The sequence below is a fragment of the Enterobacter cloacae complex sp. SYL001 genome (assembly GCF_049237025.1).
GTDB lineage: Bacteria > Pseudomonadota > Gammaproteobacteria > Enterobacterales > Enterobacteriaceae > Enterobacter > Enterobacter intestinihominis.
In genome coordinates this window covers 105,375-128,652 of the sequence record NZ_JBMKJI010000002.1, presented here as the reverse complement: position 1 = coordinate 128,652, position 23,278 = coordinate 105,375, and the positions used below count along the sequence as shown (strand labels likewise).

General features: G+C 57.0%; 21 protein-coding genes and 1 pseudogene. 4 read left to right on the top strand and 18 right to left on the bottom strand.

All coding sequences use genetic code 11. The annotated features are described in order from the left end of the window. Positions 1-33 precede the first annotated feature (33 nt). The 11 genes from ACOTZP_RS03880 to cysG form a co-directional block, all read right to left on the bottom strand. Entirely contained in the window at positions 34-660 is a 627-nt protein-coding gene (locus ACOTZP_RS03880) for a protein-L-isoaspartate(D-aspartate) O-methyltransferase (protein WP_022649184.1), read from the bottom strand. Continuing rightward, on the bottom strand, positions 654-1,415 hold the full coding sequence (gene surE, locus ACOTZP_RS03875) for a 5'/3'-nucleotidase SurE (protein ID WP_017382816.1): 762 nt from the start codon (positions 1,413-1,415) through the stop codon (positions 654-656). Before surE ends, ACOTZP_RS03880 begins: the two co-directional genes overlap by 7 nt. After that, positions 1,396-2,445 carry a tRNA pseudouridine(13) synthase TruD gene (gene truD / locus ACOTZP_RS03870; RefSeq protein WP_032625985.1) on the bottom strand — a complete coding sequence of 350 codons (1,050 nt, stop codon included), beginning with the start codon at positions 2,443-2,445 and terminating at the stop codon, positions 1,396-1,398. The genes surE and truD overlap by 20 nt, the downstream gene beginning before the upstream one ends. Continuing rightward, positions 2,442-2,921: a 2-C-methyl-D-erythritol 2,4-cyclodiphosphate synthase gene (gene ispF / locus ACOTZP_RS03865; RefSeq protein ID WP_003862097.1), complete on the bottom strand. Its 480-nt coding sequence runs from the start codon at positions 2,919-2,921 to the stop codon at positions 2,442-2,444. Before ispF ends, truD begins: the two co-directional genes overlap by 4 nt. Beyond that, positions 2,921-3,631 carry a 2-C-methyl-D-erythritol 4-phosphate cytidylyltransferase gene (gene ispD, locus ACOTZP_RS03860; protein ID WP_000741569.1) on the bottom strand — a complete coding sequence of 237 codons (711 nt, stop codon included), beginning with the start codon at positions 3,629-3,631 and terminating at the stop codon, positions 2,921-2,923. Before ispD ends, ispF begins: the two co-directional genes overlap by 1 nt. Positions 3,632-3,650: 19 nt before the next feature. Next, on the bottom strand, positions 3,651-3,962 hold the full coding sequence (gene ftsB, locus ACOTZP_RS03855; protein ID WP_032625990.1) for a cell division protein FtsB: 312 nt from the start codon (positions 3,960-3,962) through the stop codon (positions 3,651-3,653). A gap of 79 nt (positions 3,963-4,041) precedes the next feature. Then, a complete protein-coding gene (locus ACOTZP_RS03850; RefSeq protein WP_006811767.1) occupies positions 4,042-4,368 on the bottom strand; it encodes a DUF3561 family protein in 327 nt (108 codons plus the stop codon). Positions 4,369-4,426: 58 nt separating this feature from the next. Continuing rightward, complete coding sequence (gene cysC, locus ACOTZP_RS03845; protein ID WP_271074538.1) at positions 4,427-5,032, bottom strand: adenylyl-sulfate kinase; 606 nt, start codon at positions 5,030-5,032, stop codon at positions 4,427-4,429. Next, positions 5,032-6,456, bottom strand: coding sequence for a sulfate adenylyltransferase subunit CysN (cysN, locus tag ACOTZP_RS03840; RefSeq protein ID WP_022649189.1), 1,425 nt, complete (start codon positions 6,454-6,456; stop codon positions 5,032-5,034). Before cysN ends, cysC begins: the two co-directional genes overlap by 1 nt. Before the next feature lie 9 nt (positions 6,457-6,465). Next, positions 6,466-7,374: a sulfate adenylyltransferase subunit CysD gene (gene cysD / locus ACOTZP_RS03835; RefSeq protein ID WP_006811770.1), complete on the bottom strand. Its 909-nt coding sequence runs from the start codon at positions 7,372-7,374 to the stop codon at positions 6,466-6,468. Between the two features lie 9 nt (positions 7,375-7,383). Beyond that, positions 7,384-8,742, bottom strand: a complete 1,359-nt coding sequence (gene cysG / locus ACOTZP_RS03830; protein ID WP_063150174.1) for a siroheme synthase CysG — start codon at positions 8,740-8,742, stop codon at positions 7,384-7,386. A gap of 237 nt (positions 8,743-8,979) precedes the next feature. On the opposite strand from cysG, the gene ACOTZP_RS03825 reads away from it, so the two are divergent. Further along, a complete protein-coding gene (locus ACOTZP_RS03825) occupies positions 8,980-10,023 on the top strand; it encodes an aminopeptidase (protein WP_023298484.1) in 1,044 nt (347 codons plus the stop codon). Positions 10,024-10,116: 93 nt separating this feature from the next. Here ACOTZP_RS03825 and cysH read toward each other — a convergent pair whose 3' ends face one another. The 3 genes from cysH to cysJ form a co-directional block, all read right to left on the bottom strand. Beyond that, positions 10,117-10,851: a phosphoadenosine phosphosulfate reductase gene (gene cysH / locus ACOTZP_RS03820; RefSeq protein ID WP_023298485.1), complete on the bottom strand. Its 735-nt coding sequence runs from the start codon at positions 10,849-10,851 to the stop codon at positions 10,117-10,119. Between the two features lie 99 nt (positions 10,852-10,950). Then, positions 10,951-12,663, bottom strand: a complete 1,713-nt coding sequence (gene cysI / locus ACOTZP_RS03815; RefSeq protein ID WP_023306833.1) for an assimilatory sulfite reductase (NADPH) hemoprotein subunit — start codon at positions 12,661-12,663, stop codon at positions 10,951-10,953. After that, the gene (cysJ, locus tag ACOTZP_RS03810; RefSeq protein ID WP_271074539.1) at positions 12,663-14,468 is read right to left on the bottom strand and encodes an NADPH-dependent assimilatory sulfite reductase flavoprotein subunit; all 1,806 of its coding nucleotides are present in this window, start codon (positions 14,466-14,468) and stop codon (positions 12,663-12,665) included. Before cysJ ends, cysI begins: the two co-directional genes overlap by 1 nt. Before the next feature lie 303 nt (positions 14,469-14,771). On the opposite strand from cysJ, the gene queD reads away from it, so the two are divergent. Then, complete coding sequence (gene queD / locus ACOTZP_RS03805; RefSeq protein WP_006811776.1) at positions 14,772-15,137, top strand: 6-carboxytetrahydropterin synthase QueD; 366 nt, start codon at positions 14,772-14,774, stop codon at positions 15,135-15,137. Here queD and ACOTZP_RS03800 read toward each other — a convergent pair. Beyond that, a complete protein-coding gene (locus tag ACOTZP_RS03800) occupies positions 15,122-17,476 on the bottom strand; it encodes a helix-turn-helix domain-containing protein (protein WP_271074540.1) in 2,355 nt (784 codons plus the stop codon). The genes queD and ACOTZP_RS03800 overlap by 16 nt on opposite strands. Before the next feature lie 171 nt (positions 17,477-17,647). Between ACOTZP_RS03800 and ACOTZP_RS03795 the strand changes: the two genes are divergently transcribed. Further along, a complete protein-coding gene (locus tag ACOTZP_RS03795) occupies positions 17,648-18,817 on the top strand; it encodes a M20 aminoacylase family protein (protein WP_271074541.1) in 1,170 nt (389 codons plus the stop codon). A gap of 27 nt (positions 18,818-18,844) precedes the next feature. Beyond that, positions 18,845-20,242 (top strand): MFS transporter, encoded by a 1,398-nt coding sequence (locus tag ACOTZP_RS03790; protein ID WP_032626005.1) that lies wholly within the window; start codon positions 18,845-18,847, stop codon positions 20,240-20,242. A gap of 17 nt (positions 20,243-20,259) precedes the next feature. Here ACOTZP_RS03790 and queE read toward each other — a convergent pair whose 3' ends face one another. From queE to ACOTZP_RS03775, 3 genes and pseudogenes are all read right to left on the bottom strand, one after another. Continuing rightward, on the bottom strand, positions 20,260-20,931 hold the full coding sequence (gene queE, locus ACOTZP_RS03785; protein WP_006811780.1) for a 7-carboxy-7-deazaguanine synthase QueE: 672 nt from the start codon (positions 20,929-20,931) through the stop codon (positions 20,260-20,262). Positions 20,932-20,985: 54 nt separating this feature from the next. Further along, positions 20,986-21,693, bottom strand: coding sequence for an N-acetylmannosamine-6-phosphate 2-epimerase (locus ACOTZP_RS03780; protein WP_023298492.1), 708 nt, complete (start codon positions 21,691-21,693; stop codon positions 20,986-20,988). Further along, positions 21,693-23,251: pseudogene (locus ACOTZP_RS03775) on the bottom strand (maltose/glucose-specific PTS transporter subunit IIC). The gene ACOTZP_RS03780 and the pseudogene ACOTZP_RS03775 overlap by 1 nt, the downstream one beginning before the upstream one ends. Between the last annotated feature and the right edge of the window lie 27 nt (positions 23,252-23,278).

Genomic DNA, 23,278 nt, shown 5'->3' with positions numbered 1-23,278 from the left:
ATTTGCCTTAATAACCCTGGAAAAATCCGAGTCTCAGGCCAGTTCGCCCTTAACCAGGGGCACAAAGCGCACGGCTTCCACGGTATCGATAATAAACTCGCCGCCGCGTCGACGAACGCGCTTCAAAAGCTGCTGCTCATCGCCGACGGGCAATACAAGAATGCCACCCTCGTCCAGCTGCGAAAGAAGCGCAGTGGGGATTTCAGGTGGCGCTGCCGTGACAATGATGGCGTCAAACGGGGCGCGAGCCTGCCAACCCTGCCATCCATCGCCGTGGCGTGTCGATACATTATGTAAATCAAGCTGTTTCAGGCGACGGCGCGCCTGCCACTGCAACCCTTTAATCCGTTCCACCGAACAGACATGGTGCACAAGGTGAGCCAGGATCGCGGTTTGATACCCTGAACCGGTGCCAATTTCCAGCACCCGGGACTCTGGCGTTAACTCCAGAAGCTCCGTCATACGCGCCACCATGTAGGGCTGCGAAATCGTCTGGCCTTGCCCAATGGGCAGCGCCACGTTTTCCCACGCTTTGTGTTCAAACGCCTCATCTACAAACTTCTCACGGGGAACCTGGGCAAGCGCGTTCAGCACCTGCTCGTTGGCGATCCCCTGTGCGCGTAATTGTTCCAGAAGAGTTTGTACACGTTTACTTACCATTGCGCGTTCACTCCGACCCGATCTAACCAGTCCGACACCACATCATGCGCGCTATAAGCGGTTAAATCTACGTGCAACGGCGTAACGGAAACGTACCCTTCATCCACCGCAGCGAAGTCGGTGTCTGGCCCGGCATCGCATTTATCTCCCGGCGGGCCGATCCAGTACAGGGTATTGCCGCGCGGATCCTGCTGGGGAATAACCTGATCGGCAGGATGGCGACTGCCACAGCGCGTCACGCGGATCCCTTTGATCTCGTCCAGCGGGAGGTCCGGCACGTTAATATTGAGGATACGTCCGGTACGCAGCGGCTCGCGGCCAAGCGCACGGAGAATGGAGCATGTCACCGCGGCGGCTGTGTCATAGTGGGTGTGACCGTTTAACGAGACCGCCAGCGCCGGAAACCCCAGGTGACGCCCTTCCATCGCCGCAGCCACGGTGCCGGAGTAAATCACATCATCGCCAAGATTTGGCCCGGCATTGATGCCGGAGACCACAACGTCCGGCCGCGGGCGCATCAGCGCGTTCACGCCCAGAAACACGCAGTCGGTCGGCGTCCCCATCTGGACGGCAATATCGCCATTCTCAAAGGTAAAGGTGCGAAGTGAAGACTCCAGCGTCAATGAGTTAGACGCGCCACTGCGGTTACGATCGGGAGCCACGACCTGCACATCCGCAAATTCGCGGAGGTGTTTCGCCAGCGTCTGAATACCTGGCGCATGGATCCCGTCATCGTTACTCAGCAATATTCGCATAATCCCCCGACGTGTTGATAAGTTCCCTGACAACACTGGTGGCAAAGCTACCTGCCGGCAGCCAGAAGCGTAACTCGACGGTTACGTCATCCCACCAGTTCCAGCTCAGCTGTTGCGGGTAGAGGAGCATCGCACGACGTGCCGCCTCGACCTTTTCCCGCACCAGCAACGATTGTAATTCTGGCGCATCCGCCACCGCTGACTGCTCAGCGGCCAGCGCCTCGCCCTGGGTTCCCCAGTCGCCTGAACCCGGCAAGGCGGCGGTAATCATCAGCGTTTTAGCGTCCACGCGCGACTGGACATCGGCCATCTCTTCGGCCGTTGCCACAAACCAGCTTCCGCGTCCCGCTAATTGTAGCGCATCGCCGACAACAACTTGATTCGCGTCCGGTTTTTTCAGCCGTTCGCTCACAATCTGATTAAACAACGCACTGCGGGCCGCCGACAACCAAAAACTGCGTTTATTACGATCGCGCACCGGTGCACCGCTTTGCGCCCAGCGCAGCGCGCCCAGCAGGTTGCTACCACCGATACCAAAGCGCTGAGCGCCGAAATAGTTTGGTACGCCGCGTTCGTTAATGGCCTTCAGGCGTTTTTCAACGTCCTCGCGTTCGGTCACTTCGCGCAACACCAGGGTAAAGGCATTGCCTTTCAGTGCGCCCAGACGCAATTTGCGTTTATGGCGGACATACTCCAGTACCTTACAGCCCTCAAGCTCAAATTTGCTTAAATCGGGCATGGCATTGCCGGGCACGCGGGCGCAAAGCCACTGTTCGGTCACGGCATGTTTATCTTTTTGACCGGCAAAGCTCACTTCGCGGGCGTGAATATTGAGGAATTTTGCCAGCGCGTCCGCCACGAAGCGGGTGTTGCAGCCGTTTTTCAGAATGCGCACCAGGATGTGCTCGCCTTCGCCGTCCGGCTCAAAACCCAGATCTTCCACTACCACGAAATCTTCAGGGTTGGCTTTCAGCAGACCCTTGCCCTGCGGTTTACCGTGCAGATACGTCAGATTGTCGAAATCCGTCATTTGGCCGCCTTCACCAGCAGCGCCACGGCTTCACAGGCAATGCCTTCGCCACGACCGGTAAAGCCCAGCTTCTCCGTGGTGGTCGCTTTGACGTTGACGTCGTCCATATGGCAGCCCAGATCTTCAGCGATAAACACGCGCATCTGAGGGATGTGCGGCAGCATCTTTGGTGCCTGAGCAATGATCGTCACATCAACGTTGCCGAGGGTGTAGCCTTTGGCCTGAATACGACGCCAGGCTTCGCGCAGCAGTTCGCGGCTGTCTGCGCCTTTAAAAGCAGGATCGGTGTCCGGGAACAGTTTGCCAATGTCGCCCAGCGCAGCGGCACCCAGCAGCGCGTCGGTCAGCGCATGCAGCGCCACGTCGCCATCAGAATGCGCCAGCAGACCTTTTTCGTAAGGAATGCGCACGCCGCCAATGATAATTGGGCCAACGCCACCAAAGGCGTGTACATCAAAACCGTGTCCAATACGCATTATGCCTTCTCCTGAGGGGTCGTACGGGTAAGATAAAATTCCGCGAGCTGTAAGTCTTCCGGGCGCGTCACTTTTATATTATCAGCGCGTCCTTCAACAAGCGTGGGGTGGAAACCGCAATACTCCAGCGCCGAGGCTTCGTCCGTAATGGTCGCACCTTCTTTAAGCGCTCGCGTTAAGCAGTCGTGGAGTAATTCGCGGGGAAAAAATTGTGGCGTCAGCGCGTGCCATAGATCGACGCGCTCGACGGTGTGGGCAATCGCCGGTTTACCCGGTTCGGCACGCTTCATGGTGTCACGCACCGGGGCGGCCAGAATGCCGCCCACTTTACTGGTTTCACTCAGGGCCAGCAGACGCGACAGATCGTCGTGATGCAGACAGGGACGCGCGGCATCGTGCACCAGCACCCACTGCGCGTTCCCGGCAGCCTGAATGCCCGCCAGAACGGAGTCAGCCCGCTCTGCGCCGCCGTCAACGACGGTAATCTGAGGATGATTCGCCAGCGGGAGCTGCGCAAAACGTGCATCGCCGGGGCTGATGGCAATAACAACGCGTTTCACCCGGGCATGCGCCAGCAGCGCCGCCACGGCGTGCTCGAGGATCGTTTTATCGCCAATTGAGAGATACTGCTTAGGACATTCTGTCTGCATACGCCGGCCAAAACCTGCGGCCGGCACCACGGCACAGACGTCCGAAAAAGTTGCTGCCATGTCGTAATCCTGGGCCTGATTATCGATTGTTTTGTGCGGAGCCCTGATTGCGTTTAGACGCATCCGGAACCAGGCGATAAAACGTTTCGCCCGGCTTAGTCATACTAAGTTCATTGCGTGCGCGCTCCTCAATCGCCTCCTGGCCGCCATTGAGGTCATCAATTTCAGCAAAAAGTTGATCGTTACGCGCTTTAAGTTTGGTGTTTGTCGCCTGCTGTGCCGCGACGTCATCGCTCACCCGGCTGTAGTCGTGCAGTCCGTTTTTGCCGAACCACAGCGAATATTGCAGCCAGACCAGCAAAGCCAGCAACAGCAGCGTTAGTTTACCCATCCTGCCCCCTGAAAAAACGGCATCATCATCCCATAACTTTCCGCTGGACTCTACTGCGGGGTTTTAATTATGCCGTAAGTTAGCCCATCAGCCATAAAAACAGCAGGCCAAAGATGACCACAACGGTGGCGATAGTGATGAGCGTACTATACAGGAGCTTGCCGTTGAAAAGGGAGTGCAGCGCCACGCCCACCACAACCGCAACGGGCATCAGCGCGAGGAAGAAAGGCCAGGTATAGAGGAAGAAAAAGAGGGTGTTTCCACCGTAGATCAAGAACGGGATACCCAGCGCCAGTAGCCACGACACAAAGCCGACAATCGCCCCAGGGAAGGACCAGGTCGTCTCGTCGTCGGTCGTTAACGGTTCCGACCCGGTGGTAATCATGTAGTTTTCACTGTTGCGCATAGCTAATCCTGTGACCGTGACTCATCGCTCGGGAAGACAGCTCCCGAACGATACCGTCTCAGGATCTGATAATATCGTCCCGTCTGAGCAGGTCTAATAATTGGCTTACTAAATTTGTTACCAATTGTTGACCTTCCAGATGAATCTCAGGGGATTCAGGCGCTTCGTAAATCGAGTCAATACCGGTGAAGTTTCGCAGCTCTCCCGCGCGGGCTTTTTTATACAGCCCTTTCGGATCGCGCGCTTCGCAGATTGCCAGCGGCGTATCCACAAACACTTCAATGAAGCGATTCCGGCCAACGCGCTCACGCACCATCTGACGTTCGGCGCGGTGCGGTGAGATAAACGCCGTCAGCACCACCAGCCCGGCATCCGCCATCAGGCTGGCGACTTCTCCCACCCGGCGAATGTTCTCTTTACGGTCTTCATCGCTGAACCCTAAATCGCTACACAGGCCGTGACGCACGTTGTCGCCGTCCAGCAGGTAGGTGCTCACTCCCTGCTGATGCAGCGCCTCTTCCAGCGCGCCTGCCACCGTGGATTTACCGGAGCCAGACAGCCCGGTAAACCACAGCACAACCCCACGGTGACCGTGGAGCTGTTCGCGCTGGGCGACGGTGACCGGATGAGGATGCCAGACGACGTTCTCATCATGGGCAGCCATTACTTGCCTCCCAGCAAATCGCGTGCGCCCCAGTGCGGGAAGTGTTTACGCACCAGCGCATTCAGCTCAAGTTCAAACGCGCTGAACTCAGAGGCCACGGTAGCCTGCGCGTTTGGCTCACGGACCATCCCGGCGCCGACGGTGACGTTGGTCAGGCGGTCGATAAAGATCAGCCCGCCCGTCACCGGATTCTGCTGATACGGATCCAGCACCAGCGGCTCGTCGAAGGTCAGATCCACCAGACCGATGCCGTTCAGCGGTAGCTCGCTCACGTCACGGTGGGTCAGGTTGTTGATGTCCACCTGGAACTGAATGCCGTCCACGCGGGCGCGGGTTTTCTTGCCGGCAATTTTAATGTCATAGCTCTGGCCTGCGGTCAGGGGCTGTTCCGCCATCCACACCACGTCCACGGATGCGCCCTGCACCGCCGCCAGCGTTTCCTGCGCGTCGACCAGCAGATCGCCGCGGCTGATGTCAATCTCGTCTTTTAGCACCAGGGTTACTGCTTCACCTGCCCCTGCTTCGTCCAGATCGCCATCAAAGGTGACGATACGGGCAATGGTCGATTCCACGCCGGACGGCAGCACCTTCACGCGCTGGCCCACGTTGACCGAGCCGGACGCAAGGGTGCCGGAGAAGCCGCGGAAATCGAGGTTCGGACGGTTTACGTACTGCACCGGGAAGCGCATCGGCTGGGTCTCAACCACGCGCTGAATTTCAACGGTTTCCAGCACCTCCAGCAGCGTCGGGCCGCTGTACCACGGCATGTTCGCGCTCTGAGAGGCGACGTTATCCCCTTCCAGCGCCGACAGCGGCACAAAGCGAATATCGAGGTTGCCCGGCAGCTGTTCAGCAAAGGTCAGGTAGCTCTGGCGGATCTCGTCGAATCGCGCTTCGCTGTAGTCCACCAGATCCATTTTGTTCACCGCCACCACCAGGTGTTTGATCCCCAGCAGCGTAGAGATAAAGCTGTGACGACGCGTCTGATCCAGCACGCCTTTACGGGCGTCCATCAGCAGGATCGCCAGGTCACAGGTGGACGCGCCGGTCGCCATGTTACGGGTGTACTGCTCATGCCCCGGGGTGTCGGCGATAATAAATTTGCGCTTTTCGGTAGAGAAGTAGCGATAGGCGACATCAATGGTAATGCCCTGCTCGCGCTCCGCCTGCAAGCCGTCCACCAGCAGCGCCAGGTCGAGTTTTTCGCCCTGGGTGCCGTGGCGTTTACTGTCATTGTGCAGGGAAGAGAGCTGATCTTCGTAAATTTGTCGCGTGTCGTGCAGCAGACGACCAATCAGGGTACTTTTCCCGTCATCAACGCTGCCGCAGGTCAGGAAACGCAACAGACTTTTGTACTGTTGGGCGTGCAGATAAGCTTCTACGCCGCCTTCATCGGCAATTTGTTGGGCAATAGTCGTATTCATGGCGGCTCCTTAGAAATAACCCTGACGTTTCTTCAGCTCCATGGAGCCTGCCTGGTCGCGGTCAATCACGCGGCCCTGTCGCTCACTGGTGGTCGACACCAGCATCTCCTCGATAATCTCCGGCAGCGTCTGCGCACTGGATTCCACCGCGCCGGTCAACGGCCAGCAGCCGAGAGTACGGAAACGGACCATCTGTTTTTTGATCACTTCACCCGGCTGTAAATCAATGCGATCGTCGTCGATCATCATCAGCATGCCGTCGCGCTCCAGGACCGGGCGCTCTGCTGCCAGATACAGCGGAACGATCTCAATATTTTCCAGATAGATGTACTGCCAGATATCCAGCTCGGTCCAGTTGGAGAGCGGGAAGACGCGAATGCTTTCGCCCTTGTTGATCTGGCCGTTGTAGTTGTGCCACAGCTCCGGACGCTGGTTTTTCGGGTCCCAGCGGTGGAAGCGGTCGCGGAAAGAGTAGATACGCTCTTTGGCGCGGGATTTCTCTTCGTCACGGCGCGCGCCGCCGAAGGCCGCATCAAAACCGTATTTATTCAGCGCCTGCTTCAGCCCTTCGGTTTTCATGATATCGGTATGCTTGGCGCTGCCGTGCACGAACGGGTTGATGCCCATCGCCACCCCTTCCGGGTTTTTGTGCACCAGCAGCTCGCAGCCGTAGGCTTTGGCGGTACGGTCACGAAACTCGTACATCTCGCGGAATTTCCAGCCGGTATCCACATGCAGCAGCGGGAACGGCAGCGTTCCCGGATAAAACGCTTTACGCGCCAGGTGCAGCATGACGCTGGAATCTTTACCGATGGAGTACATCATCACCGGGTTAGAGAACTCGGCGGCCACTTCGCGGATAATGTGGATACTTTCCGCTTCGAGCTGCCGCAGGTGAGTAAGTCGTTTTTGGTCCATAACCGTTCCTTAAGCCAAATTTACAACAGAAGCGCCGAAGCCTTCTGTGTCGGTTGTGTGTTGGAACCAGGCGAGCGAGCTGTGCAACTGCACCACTTCTCCCACCACGATCAGGGCGGGCATCGGGGCGTCTTTCGCCAGGGTTGCAAGGTCTTGTAAAGTGCCGATGGCGACATGCTGATCGACGCGTGTCCCGCGGGAAATCACTGCTACCGGCGTCGCCGCATCGCGACCGTGCTGAATAAGCTGTTCGCTGATGTCTGCCGCTTTCATCGTGCCCATATAAATCGCCAGCGTTTGTCGGCTCTGGGCGAGATGCGACCAGTCAAACGGCGTGCTGTCGGCTTTATAATGCCCGGTCACAAAGGTCACGCTCTGGGCGTAATCGCGATGGGTCAGCGGAATACCGGCGTAGGCCGTGACGGCAGACGCCGCCGTAATGCCGGGGACCACCTGGAACGGGACGCCCGCTTCGGCTGCCGCCTGCAACTCCTCGCCACCACGGCCGAAGATAAACGGGTCGCCCCCTTTCAGACGCACCACGCTCTTGCCCGCTTTCGCGGCGGCAATCAGCATTTGATTGGTGTCGTGCTGCGGCACGGAGTGCTCGCCGGCACGTTTGCCGACGCAAATTTGCTCCGCGTCACGGCGGATCAGTTCGCGAATACCGTCGGTGACCAGATGGTCGTAGAACACGACATCCGCATCCTGAAGAACCTGGAGGCCACGCAGCGTGAGCAGCCCGGCATCGCCCGGCCCGGCGCCCACCAGAATGATCTCCCCGCCCGTACTGCCGGGGTTATCCAGTTCGTCTTCGAGTATTTGTTGCGCCGCCGTCTCGTTACCGGCATGCATCAGGCTGGCAAAGCGGCCGCGAAACACACGCTCCCAGAAGCGACGGCGTTCCGTCACGCTGGTCAGACGCGTTTTAAGGTGGTTGCGCCAGTAGCTGGCCTTCTCCGCCATGCGCCCGAGGCTGGTCGGCAGCAGCGCTTCGATTTTTTCCCGCAGTACGCGCGCCAGCACCGGCGCGGTGCCGCCGGAGGAGATCGCCACCAGCAGCGGCGAGCGGTCAACAATCGACGGGAAGATAAACGAGCACAGCGGCTGGTCGTCTACCACGTTCACCAGACGGTGACGGTCCTGAGCTGCGTCGGAGATTCGGCGGTTGAGCGCCCGATCTTCGGTTGCCGCAATCACCAGCACCACGCTGTCGATCTGAGACTCTTCAAAATCCGCCTCTGCAACGACCTGCACCTGCGCCCCGGCGCGTTGCAGGAACGCGATTTTGCGATCGGCAATTTCACCCGTCCCGACAACCAGTACCGGTCGGTCTTTCAAGGCGGCAAAAAGGGGGAGATAGTCCACAGGCAACAACTCACTAACAACCAGGAATAAAGGGACTATAGGGGGCGGCTTAGATCGAATGAAATTACGAATTGGAATGAGTAGTTACTCAATGGAATAACGCCGTGGAAAAGCAAATATCAAAAAGTGCTTAACACGCGAAATTTCGGGCATTTAAGCGCAATTCAAATTGTGTCTACCCGATCACAGTTTCATACTATGCGGGTTAAAATTTTGCTCTGTTTTTAAGGACTCACTATGTTTTCCGCAATGCGCCACCGATTCGTTGCCCTGGCGCTCGGCGTTTGCTTTATCCTTCCGGCTCAGGCAAAAAATCAATCTTACGGTGAAATAGCCAGTATGCAGGCGCGGCATATTGCGACGGTCTTTCCGGGCCGCATGACCGGAACCCCAGCCGAAATGCTCTCGGCAGACTATATTCGTCAGCAGTTTGCGGATATGGGCTATGAGAGCGACATTCGCGCTTTCCACAGCCGCTACATCTATACCTCACGCAATAAAACGCAGAACTGGCATAACGTAACCGGCAGCACGGTCATTGCGGCGCACGAAGGAAAGGCGGCTGAGCAGATTATTATTATGGCGCACCTTGATACCTACACGCCGATGAGCGACGCTGATGTCGATAATAACCTCGGCGGGCTGACGCTTCAGGGACTGGATGACAATGCGGCGGGGCTGGGCGTCATGCTTGAGCTGGCCGAACGCCTGAAGAATATTCCGACGAAATACAGCATTCGCTTTGTTGCGACCAGCGGTGAAGAAGAAGGAAAACTCGGCGCTGAGAATCTCCTTAAGCGCATGACCGCTGAGGAGAAGAAAAATACGTTGCTGGTGATTAACCTCGATAATCTGATCGTGGGAGATAAGCTCTATTTTAATAGCGGACAGAGCACGCCGAGCAGCGTACGTAAACTCACCCGCGACCGCGCGCTGGCGCTTGCCCGCACGCATGGCGTCTATGCCGCGACAAATCCGGGCGGTAACCCCGATTATCCCAAAGGCACGGGCTGCTGTAATGACGGTGAAGTGTTTGATAAGGCGGGCATTCCGGTGCTGTACGTCGAGGCAACTAACTGGGCGCTGGGCAAAAAAGATGGCTATCAGCAGCGCGCTAAATCGAAGGCGTTCCCAAACGGGACCAGCTGGCATGACGTGCGGCTGGATAATCAGCAGCACATTGATAAAACGCTGCCGCAGCGGATTGAGCACCGCAGCCGGGATGTCGTGAAAGTGATGCTGCCGCTGGTGAAGGAGCTGGCGAAAGCGGGGAAAGCCTGATGCAATTAAGCCCGGTGGCGCTGCGCTTACCGGGCCTACAACGGCACGAAACGTAGGCCCGGTAAGGCGTAGACGCCACCGGGCGAAAAAACATTACCCTTCGTGCAGCCCGCACTCGCGCTTCAGCCCAAAGAATCGCGTCTCTTCTTCCGCCATTCCCGGTTCCCATTTACGCGTGGTGTGGGTGTCGCCTACCGACAGGTAGCCTTGATCCCACAGCGGATGGTACTTCAGCCCGTGCTTTTGCAGATACTGGTACACCGTGCGGTTATCCCAGTCGATGATCGGCAGCACTTTGAACACGCCGCGCTGCACCGCCAGCACCGGCAGCGTTGCCCGGCTCCCGGACTGCTCGCGGCGGAGCCCAGCAAACCACGTCTGCGCATGAAGATCTTTCAGCGCGCGGTTCATCGGCTCGACCTTGTTGATCTCATTGTATTTCTCGATGCCCTCAACGCCCTGCTCCCACAGCTTGCCGTAACGCGCCTCCTGCCAGGCCGCGCTTTCGGTTGCGCGATAAACCTTCAGGTTCAGCTTGAGCTTGTCCGTTAGCTCGTCGATAAACTGATAGGTCTCCGGGAACAGATAGCCGGTATCGGTGAGGATCACCGGAATGTCCGGACGGATCTGATTCACCAGATGCAGACTGACCGCCGCCTGAATGCCAAAGCTCGACGAAAGCACATAGTCTCCCGGCAGGTTTTCCAGCGCCCACGCCACGCGCCCTTCGGCGTCGAGCTTTTCCAGTTGGGCGTTAGTTTCTGCCAGAGCCAGAATGCGTTCAACTTTTGGCAGGTCATTAAGGGCGTTTAGATCGAGTACGGACATAAGAACCTCGTTTGCCTGTTTCGCCGGGCGGCACTGCGTTTGCCCGGCCTACAAAACCCGTAGGCCCGGTAAGCGAAGCGCCACCGGGCAAAGGATGGATTACTCCCAGAAATCCCTTGCGGGATCGAGCACCGGGCGAATGATGCCCGCACGTACCGTAAAGTCGCCGAAGCCTTCACCCGCTTCGCGCTCTTTCGCCCAGCGTCCGATAAGCACGTCGAGGGAATCGAGAATTTCCGGCTCGGTGATGTTCTCGCGGAACATACGCGGAATACGTGTCCCGATACGGTTACCGCCCAGGTGCAGGTTATAGCGACCCGGCGCTTTCCCTACCAGACCGAGTTCGGCCAGCATCGCGCGGCCGCAGCCGTTCGGACAGCCCGTCACGCGCATAACAATATGCTCGTCCGGAATACCGTGTTTTTCCAGAATCGCTTCCACTTTATCAGTGAAGGACGGCAGGAATCGCTCGGCTTCGGCCATCGCCAGCGGACAGGTCGGGAACGACACGCAGGCCATTGAGTTTTCACGCTGCGCGCTCACCGCATTCATCAACCCGTGCTCGCGGGCCAGCTCTTCAATTCTCGCCTTATCGCTTTCCGGCACGCTGGCGACGATCAGGTTCTGGTTGGCGGTAATACGGAACTCGCCTTTGTGGATCTTCGCGATTTCCAGCAGGCCGGTTTTCAGCGGACGGCCCGGATAATCAAGAATACGGCCGTTTTCGATAAACAGCGTCAGGTGCCAGTTATTGTCGATGCCTTTCACCCAGCCGATGCGATCGCCGCGACCGGTGAATTCGTAAGGGCGGATCGGCTCAAACTTGATGCCCGCGCGACGCTCCACTTCTTCTTTGAACGTCTCGACGCCTACGCGCTCAAGGGTATATTTGGTTTTCGCGTTTTTACGATCGGTACGGTTACCCCAGTCGCGCTGGGTCGTAACCACCGCCTCTGCCACGGCCAGCGTGTGCTCCAGCGGCAGGAAGCCGAACTCGCTCGCGGTGCGGGCGTAAGTTTTCTTGTTACCGTGCTCAATGGACAAACCGCCGCCCACCAGCAGGTTAAAGCCGACCAGCTTGCCGTTTTCGGCAATCGCCACGAAGTTCATGTCGTTGGCGTGCAGGTCGATATCGTTCTGCGGCGGGATCACCACCGTGGTTTTAAACTTACGCGGCAGGTAGGTCTGGCCGAGGATCGGCTCTTCATCGGTGGTGGCGACTTTCTCCTGATCGAGCCAGATCTCCGCATAGGCGCGGGTACGTGGCAGCAGATGTTCGGAGATTTTTTTCGCCCACTCGTACGCTTCGGCGTGCAGCTCAGATTCGTACGGGTTCGAGGTGCAGAGCACGTTACGGTTCATGTCGTTGGCAGTCGCCAGCGCGTCCAGACCCACGGAGTGCAGCATCTGGTGCACCGGCTTGACGTTCTTCTTCAGAATGCCGTGGAACTGGAAGGTCTGACGGTTGGTCAGACGAATGCTGCCGTAGATTGTGTTTTCACCGGCAAACTTGTCGATCGCCTGCCACTGTTTCGTAGTGATTACCCCGCCCGGCAGACGACAGCGCAGCAGCATCGCGTGACGCGGCTCCAGCTTCTGTTCGGCACGCTCGGCGCGGATATCGCGGTCGTCCTGCTGGTACATACCGTGGAAACGGATCAGCAGGAAGTTGTCGCCTTTGAAACCGCCGGTCAGGCCGTCATTTAAATCTTCGGCAATGGTACCGCGCAGGTAGTTGCTCTCTACCTTCATGCGCTCGGCATCAGTCAGTTTGCCTTCGACCACCAGTGGGCCAGGATGTTTTTCGCTCATTAGTAGACATCTCGCTGATAACGGCGCTCTACGCGCAGCTCACTTAAAAATTCATCCGCCGTTTCGGCATCCATACCGCCGAATTCGGCAATCACTTCCAGCAGTGCCTGCTCAACGTCTTTCGCCATGCGATTGGCGTCGCCGCAGACATAAATGTGGGCGCCGTCATTGATCCAGCGCCACAGCTCTGCGCCCTGTTCGCGCAGTTTGTCTTGTACGTATACTTTTTCTTTCTGATCGCGGGACCAGGCCAGATCGATGCGGGTCAGCACGCCCTCTTTGACGTAGCGCTGCCACTCAACCTGGTAGAGGAAATCTTCAGTAAAGTGCGGGTTGCCGAAGAACAGCCAGTTTTTACCCGCCGCGTCGTCTGCCGCACGCTGCTGCATAAAGGCGCGGAATGGCGCAATACCGGTGCCTGGGCCAATCATAATCACCGGCGTTTCGGGGTTCGCCGGCAGGCGGAAGTTGTCGTTGTGCTCGATAAAGACGCGAACTTCACCCTCTTCTTCCACGCGGTCTGCCAGGAAGCCTGACGCCCCGCCCGCCCGCGCGCGGCCTTCGATGTCGTAACGCACCACGCCAACGGTGATGTGGACTTCGTTTTCCACTTCCGCCTGCGAGGAGGCGATGGAGTACAGGCGCGGGGTCAGCGGACGCAGCAGGCCGACCAGCGCGTCAGCATCCAGCTGTGCCGGAGAGAAACGCACCATATCGACAATCGGCGTTGTCGCCGCGTATTGCTGTAACTTCGCCTTGTCCCCGACCAGCGGAAGGAGCGATTCGCTGCGGGTTAAGGTGGCGTAGTTTTCAACGATGTTGGCGGTGTTCACCGTCAGTTCGAAATGCGACTGGAGCGCCTCGGAGATCGAGAGCGTTTTGCCATCCACGGTAACCGGTTCATCGCCTTTCAGCCACAGCAGCTCGACCAGCTCTTTCACCAGCGCCGGATCGTTCTGATACCAGACGCCCAGCGCATCGCCAGGCTGGTAACGCAGGCCAGAGTCACCGAGATCGATTTCGATATGGCGCACGTCTTTTTCTGAATCACGGCCCGTGATTTTCTGGTTTACTGACAGGCTCGCCGTCAGCGGCGCCTCTTTCGTGTAAGGGCTGGTGTGGATTTCGTTAACGGTGCCGGCTACGGTAACGGCGGCCTGCGCTGGCGTATCTTTCGGGACGCGGGCCTTCAGCACCTCAACGATGCGCGCCCGCCATTCGGCGGCGGCAGCCTGGTATTCCACGTCAGCGTCTACGCGATCCAGCAGGCGCTCTGCGCCCAGCTCCGCCAGCTTGCTGTCGAAATCTTTACCGGACTGGCAGAAAAATTCATAGGACGTATCACCGAGGCCGAAGACGGCAAAGGCGGTGCCCTCGAGCTTTGGCGCTTTTTTCGAGAACAGGAACTTATGCAGTGCGACGGCTTCTTCAGCAGGCTCACCTTCCCCCTGCGTTGACGCCACCACCACCAGCAGTTTTTCTGACGCGATCTGTTTGAATTTATAATCCCCGGCGTTGACCAGGTTAACGTTCAGCTTCGCGGCGAGCAGGTCATCACGCAGCGCTTCGGCCACACGACGGGCATTACCCGTTTGCGAAGCGGAGATAAGCGTGATGGCAGGAATTTCAACGGCCGTTGGCGGGACGCCTGCCACAGCACCCGGCTGCTGGTTCAGCATTCCCCAGAAATAGCCGGAGACCCAGGCAAGCTGGGTGGGTGAAAAATCGGAAGTCGCGGCCTGGAGGCGCGCCAGTTGCTCCGGGTTAAGGGGAAGCAAATTTGAAGGTGGGGCCTGTGTTGTCATGCGTCGTTATGTTCCAGTAGCAAAGCGGACTTTAAGCGAATAAATCCAAACTGAAGATAAGGTTAACGGCGGGGATAATAACAATTAAAGAAGGGATGGAAATAATTAATAACCAAATGGACTAACCTGTTTTAGTTATCGTTCTTAACGATAAAAGCGATTAAATAACCATATGAAATAAAACAACAAAAGTCGATATACACCATGAATACGAGGCGGTGACCGTTCAGAGCCGTTTTAGTTAATGATAAAAATTGTGCTTTCCGGTACTATGCGGCGGTTTTTTCCGCATTCCTGAGAGCTATGATGTCCACCACACTGTTTAAAGATTTCACCTTCGAAGCCGCACACCACCTTCCACACGTTCCTGCCGGGCACAAATGTGGCCGCCTGCATGGACACTCGTTTATGGTGCGTCTTGAAATCACCGGTGAAGTCGATCCCCATACGGGCTGGATCATGGACTTTGCCGAACTGAAGGCCGCGTTTAAGCCGACCTACGATCGTCTCGATCACTACTATCTGAATGATATTCCGGGCCTTGAAAACCCGACCAGCGAAGTGCTGGCGAAATGGATTTGGGATCAGATGAAACCGCTTGTGCCGCTGCTGAGCGCGGTGATGATCAAAGAGACCTGCACGGCAGGCTGCGTCTACCGCGGGGAGTGAATCTCCTCCGTTTCGGCCTCAAGAGGCACGAGCGGCGTAAACTCATAGAGCACCAGCGCATTACTCTCCAGTGATTCTGTCAGTTGCCAGCCGTCATCAATGCGTTCATCGTATAGGGAAAGCGTTGGACGCGCTTTGTGCGCTATCCAGCGCCACATCTCTTCGTCAGGGCCGCTTTCGCTGCCTACCCCTTCAAGGAACGGATAGAGCGCGCCGTTATGCTGATCGAAAAGATGGCGTTTAATTCGCCAAATACCGCGCATGCCCTTCAGATGTAAATGATACTGCTGGCGAAAACGCTGGATGAATGCTTCTTCACTGGAAAGGAGCGGATTAAAAACCACCACATTACGCAGCAGCAACTGGTAACCATTGTGATGGCGCGTGAGCAGAACACGCCCGTCGTTTACCAGCACCTCGCCCCGCAGGCGTTGCCAGAGCCAGAGTACCCAATAAACCGGCCGTGGGAGACCATGGTTGTACTGTAGCGCAAGGCTTGAGGTATCGATGGTATTATTCGCACGAGCTTCACCCTGAAGGCCCGAATTGAGCCAGAATCCCCCTAGCCAGACCTGCTCCGATAGCCCGAGCAGGCTCTGCATCAGCAGCGCCCCACGAAAAAACCAGCCGTTTGTCGCCCGCGTGTTCCCGGTGAGGGTATTCCAGGAGAGAAGCCAGACGGGAAGCGAACATTTGCGCAGACGAAGGGCGGCGATAATCTGGCGGATCTTCTGTACCGGATAATTTTCTGTAGAAGAGAGTTGGGCTGGCTCCCGCTGCGCAGGATCGAGAAGTTCATTGGCATCGGCTGAACAGGCAAGAAAATCGGCCTGCATCAGGATGGCTGAGCTGAACAGGGTATTGTCGCTCACGCCCGCGCTGTCGGGTGAAAATCGATGCCATAAACCAAACTTTGCCTGTGGCAGATAGTTGCGTATGACGTTTTGTTGCGCCAGCCAGACCTGCTCCCGGGTCTCCTCACTCGTCTGTGTTGACCAGTGCATGACAAAGTGCCAGCCCGCGGTGATCTCGGGCGAAAAATGATTGACCGACCGTTGTAAAAAACGGGCAAGTAGATCGCGACGGGTCGTTACGCCGGTGTGCAGCAGCACCGTCCATTGCTTTTTTGCCAGCCAGGTGAAGAGCTGATGCAGATTGTACCAGCAGGCGTAGCCCGCCATCTGGGGGTCATCCCACCCGGTGGCAAACAGACGGCTGCTGAGAAAAGGTTCGGCGATATCAATTCCCTCTATGGGAATGGCCTCATTTATCGCTTCAAGATTCTGACGAACGTCCTCACGCAGTAAATCGTCGAGCTCACGCAGGGTAATGACCACCCGCATACGACGCAGCGAGGTGGAGAGAGGATTAAGCTGCTCAAGATCCAGTGTCTGCTCCTGCTGCGGGCGATCGATAAGCGGGGAGGCTCCCCAGCCGCGCGCCACCGGTTCATTGAGCAGGCTAAACAGCTTATCCATGGCCACCGGATAGCGCTGCTCACACCTGTCCGTACGAACACGTGTGGCCTCCGGGTGCTGGCGTCGGGACTTACGAAACTCACCCGGGGACATATTGTGAACACGCCGAAACCGATCGGTCATCATACGCGTGCTGGCGAAACCCTGCTCAAGCGCAATCTGATGCAGCGGTCGGTTCGTCAGACGGAGCGCGTCAGCCGCCTTTTCCAGCCGCAGGGTAGTGATGTACTGCATGAAACTGATCCCCACTTCCTTTCTAAAGAGACGAGAGAGCCAGGCTTCAGAGACATATTCACTCGCGGCGATTTCCGCAAGCGTAATACGGCGAGAATAACTGGCATTGATCCGCTCTATCACCCGGGCAATGCGTTTGCTGTGCGCTGGGGAAAGTTCACGGGACAAAAACCGGGCGGGCTGCTGAAAGCGGCTGGTCAGCAACAGCAATATCTCGCTCAGCCAGCGGTACGCCTCCAGCCGGTAGCGGTGTGGGTCGTTGATGAGGGTGACCACAAGAAGCTGGCGCAGCAGATCGCGAAGCGCATCGCATTGGGGCCAGACGCCTCCGGCTTCTGCCGGTATAGCGTAATCATGGACAAAAAAATCATTGCAGAGCTGGACCACCCAGCGCCCGGAAAGGGACACGCGCAGGGTGATATTTGCCGTTTCGCTCGTGAACTGCCAGCGCCGATGACGGTTGATGATGGCAAGGGTATTGGCCTCCAGGATGTCACGTCCCACATCGGTATTCAGCTCAGCCCGCCCTTCCAGCACCCAGAGCAACGTTAGCGTATCGCCTTCATCCTCCACGCAGTGGCGAATGTCCTGGATCTCCACCCAAAATTCATCTCCCCGCTGATTCATCTTTCCCCTCATCAAAGACAAATAATGACCGGCTCTTTTTTGTCATAACGGAATTGTATGAAAAACAATCAAAACAAAACCGTCGCTTTACAACAAAAAAATGCATTTTCTGGCAGTGCGATCGTCATAGACTCGAAATTATCACCGTTTGGCATAAAAAGGATAACAAAAATGACACATCCAATTATCGAAGCTCTGCGCGGCAAAGAGGCCCAGTTCACTGAATTACGTCGCTATTTTCATCAGCATCCTGAAATTGGTTTTGAGGAGCACAATACGAGCGATCGCGTTGCGGCGTTGCTTGAGGAATGGGGATATGAGGTTCATCGCGGCCTGGCGAAAACCGGTGTGGTCGGCACGCTGAAGGTGGGTAAAGGGCCTAAACGCCTGGGTCTGCGCGCCGACATGGATGCGCTGCCTATGCAGGAAAACAGCGGCAAGGCCTGGAGCAGTACCGTTGAGGGTAAATTCCACGGCTGCGGTCATGACGGCCACACCACAACGCTCCTGTATGCAGCGGAGTACCTGGCACGCACCCGTAATTTTAACGGCACGCTGCACCTTATTTTTCAGCCCGCGGAAGAACTTCTGTATGGCGGACGCGTTATGGTAGAGGACGGTTTGTTTGACCTGTTCCCCTGCGACCACATCTTTGGTCTGCACAATATGCCGTCACAGCCCCTCGGAAAAATTGGTCTGCGCGATGGCGCCATGATGGCCTCTTCCGACACCCTTCATATTGAGGTTAACGGCGTGGGTGGTCACGGCGCGGTGCCAGAACATACCGTTGACGCCACCCTGGTTGCCTGCCATATCACTATCGCTTTGCAGTCCATTGTTTCGCGCAATATCACCCCTTTTCAGCCTGCCGTCGTTACCGTAGGCAGCATTCAGGCTGGACATGCCCCCAACATCATCAACGACAAAGTATTGATGAAACTTACCGTGCGCACGCTGGATGAAAGCGTGCGGCAAACCGTGCTACAGCGCATCCATGATATCGCCGTTGCGCAGGCGGAAAGTTTCAATGCCACGGCTACCATTCGACACATTAATGGCAGCCCGGTACTGAAAAACAATCCGCAAGCCAATGAGATGGTGCGCAACGTCGCCACCGATCTGTTCGGTCAGGATTCCGTCGCGGAGGTGAATGCGTTTATGGGCAGCGAGGACTTTGCGTTCATGCTCGAGAAAAATCCCAATGGCTGTTATTTCACCCTTGGCGCTGGCGATGAGCCTGACCGCTGCATGGTGCATAACCCGGGCTACGACTTTAACGACACTATTCTCCTCACCGGCGCGGCGCTGTGGGCCGCACTGACCGAACACTATCTGCGCTGATTCGCACCTTCCCGGGAGGGCTGCATTATGAGTACCGTTTCCCTGACAGACGCATCCGCCTACGCCGGTAACGATCGGCTGCTGGCGGGTATCGTCATGAGCGTTCTGACCTTCTGGCTGTTTGCCCAGTCGGTTATCAACGTGGTTCCGGCCATGCAGAATAGCCTCGACATTGCCCTCGAAACCCTTACGCTGGCCGTCAGCCTGAGCGCGTTGTTTAGCGGCTGTTTTGTCGTAGCCTGCGGTGGGTTTGCCGATAAGTTTGGGCGCATGCGCCTGACCATGACAGGCCTGATTTTGAGCATGATCGGAAGCGGTCTGCTGTTCATTTCATGGGAGCCCGTCCTGTTTCTGTTGGGAAGAGCGATACAGGGGCTATCCGCGGCCTGCATCATGCCCGCCACGCTGGCGCTGATTAAGACCTGGTATGAAGGGAAAGCACGCCAGCGCGCAATCAGCTTCTGGGTTATTGGTTCATGGGGCGGGAGTGGCCTGAGCTCGTTTGTGGGAGGCGCCATCGCCACCACGCTGGGCTGGCGCTGGATTTTTATTTTGTCGATAGTGGTGGCTCTGGTCGCGCTATTGCTTATCCGCGCCACGCCGGAAAGCCGCAGCCCTGATGCGTGTCGACACAAGCTGGATATCAGCGGCCTGGTGAGTTTTGTCCTTATGCTGGTGCTGTTCAATCTGTTTATCAGCAAAGGACACAGCTGGGGCTGGAGCAGCAGTTTATCGCTTCTTGTACTGTGTGGAGCCGTGATTGCACTGATGTGCTTTGTCGTTACCGGGCGGCGGAAGGGCGATGCGGCGTTGATCGATTTCGCCCTGTTTAAAAACCGTGCCTATAGCGCCTCGGTATTCTCAAATTTCCTGCTCAACGGCTGCATTGGCACCATGATGATCGCCAGCATCTGGTTGCAGCAAGGCCATCATCTGTCACCGCTACAGACCGGCATGATGACGCTGGGGTATCTGGTTACCGTACTGGCGATGATCCGGGTGGGTGAAAAACTGCTTCAGCGCTATGGCGCCAGGCTGCCGATGATGACCGGCCCGCTGCTGACCGCAACAGGTATTACGCTGATTTCATGCACCTTCTTAAGCAAAGAGGTCTACATTGTCACCGTCTTTCTGAGCAATATTTTATTCGGGCTGGGGCTCGGATGTTACGCCACGCCCTCAACGGACACGGCGGTAATGAATGCCCCTGAAAACAAAGTGGGGGTGGCTTCAGGGATCTATAAGATGGGCAGTTCCCTGGGCGGCGCAATGGGGATCGCGGTCACCGCATCGCTGTACGCCCTATGGCTGCCGATGGGAACGGCCAGTGCCGCGCAGTATGCCTTGCTGTTCAACAGTGCGATTTGCCTTGGGTCGGCAGTCGTGACCTGGGCTTTACTGCCAACAACAAAAGCCCCGCGTTAAGCGGGGCCACAAAAGTATCAGGCAATGTTCAGATATTTGTGCGTCTGCATCGACAGGCGCCAGTTGCGGGCGATACAGGTTTCAATGCACAGCCGGGTTGCATCGTCTTTCTGGCTGATAGGCTGTAGCGCGATCACGCGCTGCTTTTCGTCCGTCAGCGTCGCCAGCAGTTCGTCCAGCGCTTCGATGTCACGCACGCGCCCCACCGGATGTTTGATCTCATCCGCACGCTCAAGCGCCTGCGACAACACGTCATAACCGCCACGCATATTCACTTTCGGTGAAACCGTTACCCACGTTGAATGGGAGCAGCGCACTTCATGGGTACCGCTGGTTTCGATCTGACAGCTATAGCCGTTCTTCTCGAGCAGTTCGGTGAGGGGCATCAAATCGTGAATGCAGGGTTCCCCGCCGGTGATCACCACATGCCGCGCCGTCCAGCCCTGACGACCAATTATGGCAAGCAGATCTTCCGCGCTGCCCGCGCCCCATTTATCGCTCTCTTTGGTTTTCGCCAGAATGCTGAACAGCGACACTTCCCGATCTGCGAGCTTATCCCACGTATGTTTGGTATCACACCAGGCGCAGCCAACCGGGCATCCCTGTAAACGAATAAAGATAGCGGGAACGCCGGTAAAGTAACCCTCGCCTTGCAGGGTCTGGAACATCTCGTTAATCGGGTACTGCATAGTCAACTCTGTTAAGGGAATAAACGATAAGTATCGCAGATCCCCGTCAGATGATCATGCTCCATCGGTGCTTTGCGCGCCAATTGCCGCCATAAACCGTTCCGTAATTTGCTGCGGTCGGGTGATCGCCCCGCCGACGACAACCGTATGCGCCCCCAATTCCAGACACCTGGCCGCACGATCGGGGGTATCCACGTTACCTTCGGCAATCACGGGGATCGTGACGGCAGACAGCACCTCTTTCAAAAACGCGCAGTCATTTTCCGGTAGCGAATGGCCCGCGGTCTCTGCCGTATAACCGTAAAGGGTGGTTCCGACACAATCAAACCCCAGCGCCTGCGCGGTCACGGCCTCCTGCACGGTGGCAATATCCGCCATCAGCAGCAGCGAAGGGTAACGGGTGCGGATCTGCGCGATCAGCATGTCCAGCGATACGCCACCGGGCCGTTTCCGGGCGGTCGCATCCAGCGCAACGATGTCCGGGGCGACCGCCATCAGCTCATCCACTTCTTTGAGCGTTGCGGTGATAAACACCTCGCTATCCGGATAGTCCCGTTTGATGATGCCGATGACCGGCAGTGAGACCAGCCCTTTGATAGCCTTGATATCCACCACGCTATTGGCGCGGATCGCAGCGGCACCGCCCTGGGCTGCCGCCAGCGCCATTCGCGACATAATAAACGGGCTGTGCAGCGGTTCATTTTCCAGCGCCTGGCAGGAGACGACCAGTTTTCCTTTCAGGTTATCCAGTACAGTTTTCATTACGATAAGATCTCTTCCACTTCGTTTTTGATAAGGGTGACGTGCGGGCCATAGATGACCTGGACACCGTTGCCGCGGACGATAACGCCGCGCGCGCCGGTCGCTTTCAGTGCTGCTTCATTGACTTTGCTACCGTCTTTCACCGTGACGCGAAGACGCGTGGCGCAGCAGTCAACGTCATCCAGATTGTCTCTTCCACCCAATCCGGCGATCACCGCCGCGGCACGCTCGCTTTGCGGCAGGGTAGCCTCGTCAGCCAACGCCTCCTTTTCACGGCCCGGCGTGGCAAAATCAAAACGTTTAATCAGATAGCGGAAAGTACAGTAGTAAAGGAAGAACCACGGTACGCCTACCAGCGGGACGAACATCCAGTTAGTTTTCGCTTCACCCTGCAAAATGCCGAACAGCACGAAATCAATAAACCCGCCGGAGAAGTTTGCCCGATGGTGATATGCAGCATGTGCGCGAGCATAAACGCCAGCCCGTCAAACAGCGCATGAATGGCGTACAGCACCGGCGCAATAAACAGGAATGAGAACTCGATGGGCTCGGTAATGCCCGTCAGGAAAGAGGTTAACGCCGCTGACAGCAGCAGCCCGGCTACGCGCTTCTTGTTCTCGGGTTTAGCCGTGTGGTACATCGCCAGGCAGGCGCCGAGCAGGCCAAACATCATCGTAATAAAGCGCCCGGACATGAAGCGCGACGTGCCCTCATAGAAGTGCTGGGTGTTCGGGTCCGCGAGCTGAGCGAAGAAGATCCGCTGCGTGCCCTCAACCAGGTGACCGTTAACAATTTCACTGCCGCCAAGCGCGGTGGTCCAGAACGGCAGATAAAAGATGTGGTGCAGGCCAAACGGACCAAGCATGCGCAGGATGAAGCCGTACAGCAATGTCCCCAGATAGCCGGTGGCATCCACCAGACCGCCAAGGCCAAAGATCAGCTTCTGAAAATGCGGCCAGACCACGGTCATCAGCGCGCCGACGAGTATCGCCACCAGTGAGCTGATAATGGGTACGAAGCGTGAGCCGCCAAAAAAGCCCAGAAATTGCGGAAGCGCGATTTTATTAAACCGATGATGCAGTGCGCAGGTCACAAGCCCAATAACGACCCCACCAAACACGCCCGTTTCAAGCGTCTGAATACCCAGCGTCATGCCCTGCCCTACGGCGCCCGGGTTCTCATGCGCCAGTTTTCCGGTCAGGATCAGCAGCGCATTGATAGTGGCATTCATCACCAGATAAGCGAGTAATGCCGCCAGCCCTGCCGTACCTTTATCATTTTTTGCCAGCCCAACGGCGACCCCAATAGCAAACAGTACCGACAGGTTTGCGAACACAATCGAGCCTGCACTGCTCATGATGGTAAAGATGGCCTGTAGCCAGCCAACGTCTAAAAATGGATACGCGGTAAGCGTATTCGGATTCGATAGCGCCCCGCCGATCCCCAGCAACAGACCTGCTGCGGGCAGTATGGCGATGGGTAACATAAAGGATTTGCCAAAGCGCTGCGCTTTTTCAAACCATCCGCCGGAAGACGCTCCGCTGAACATTTGCATCATTTTTTTATCCCCCTGGTTGTTGATGAA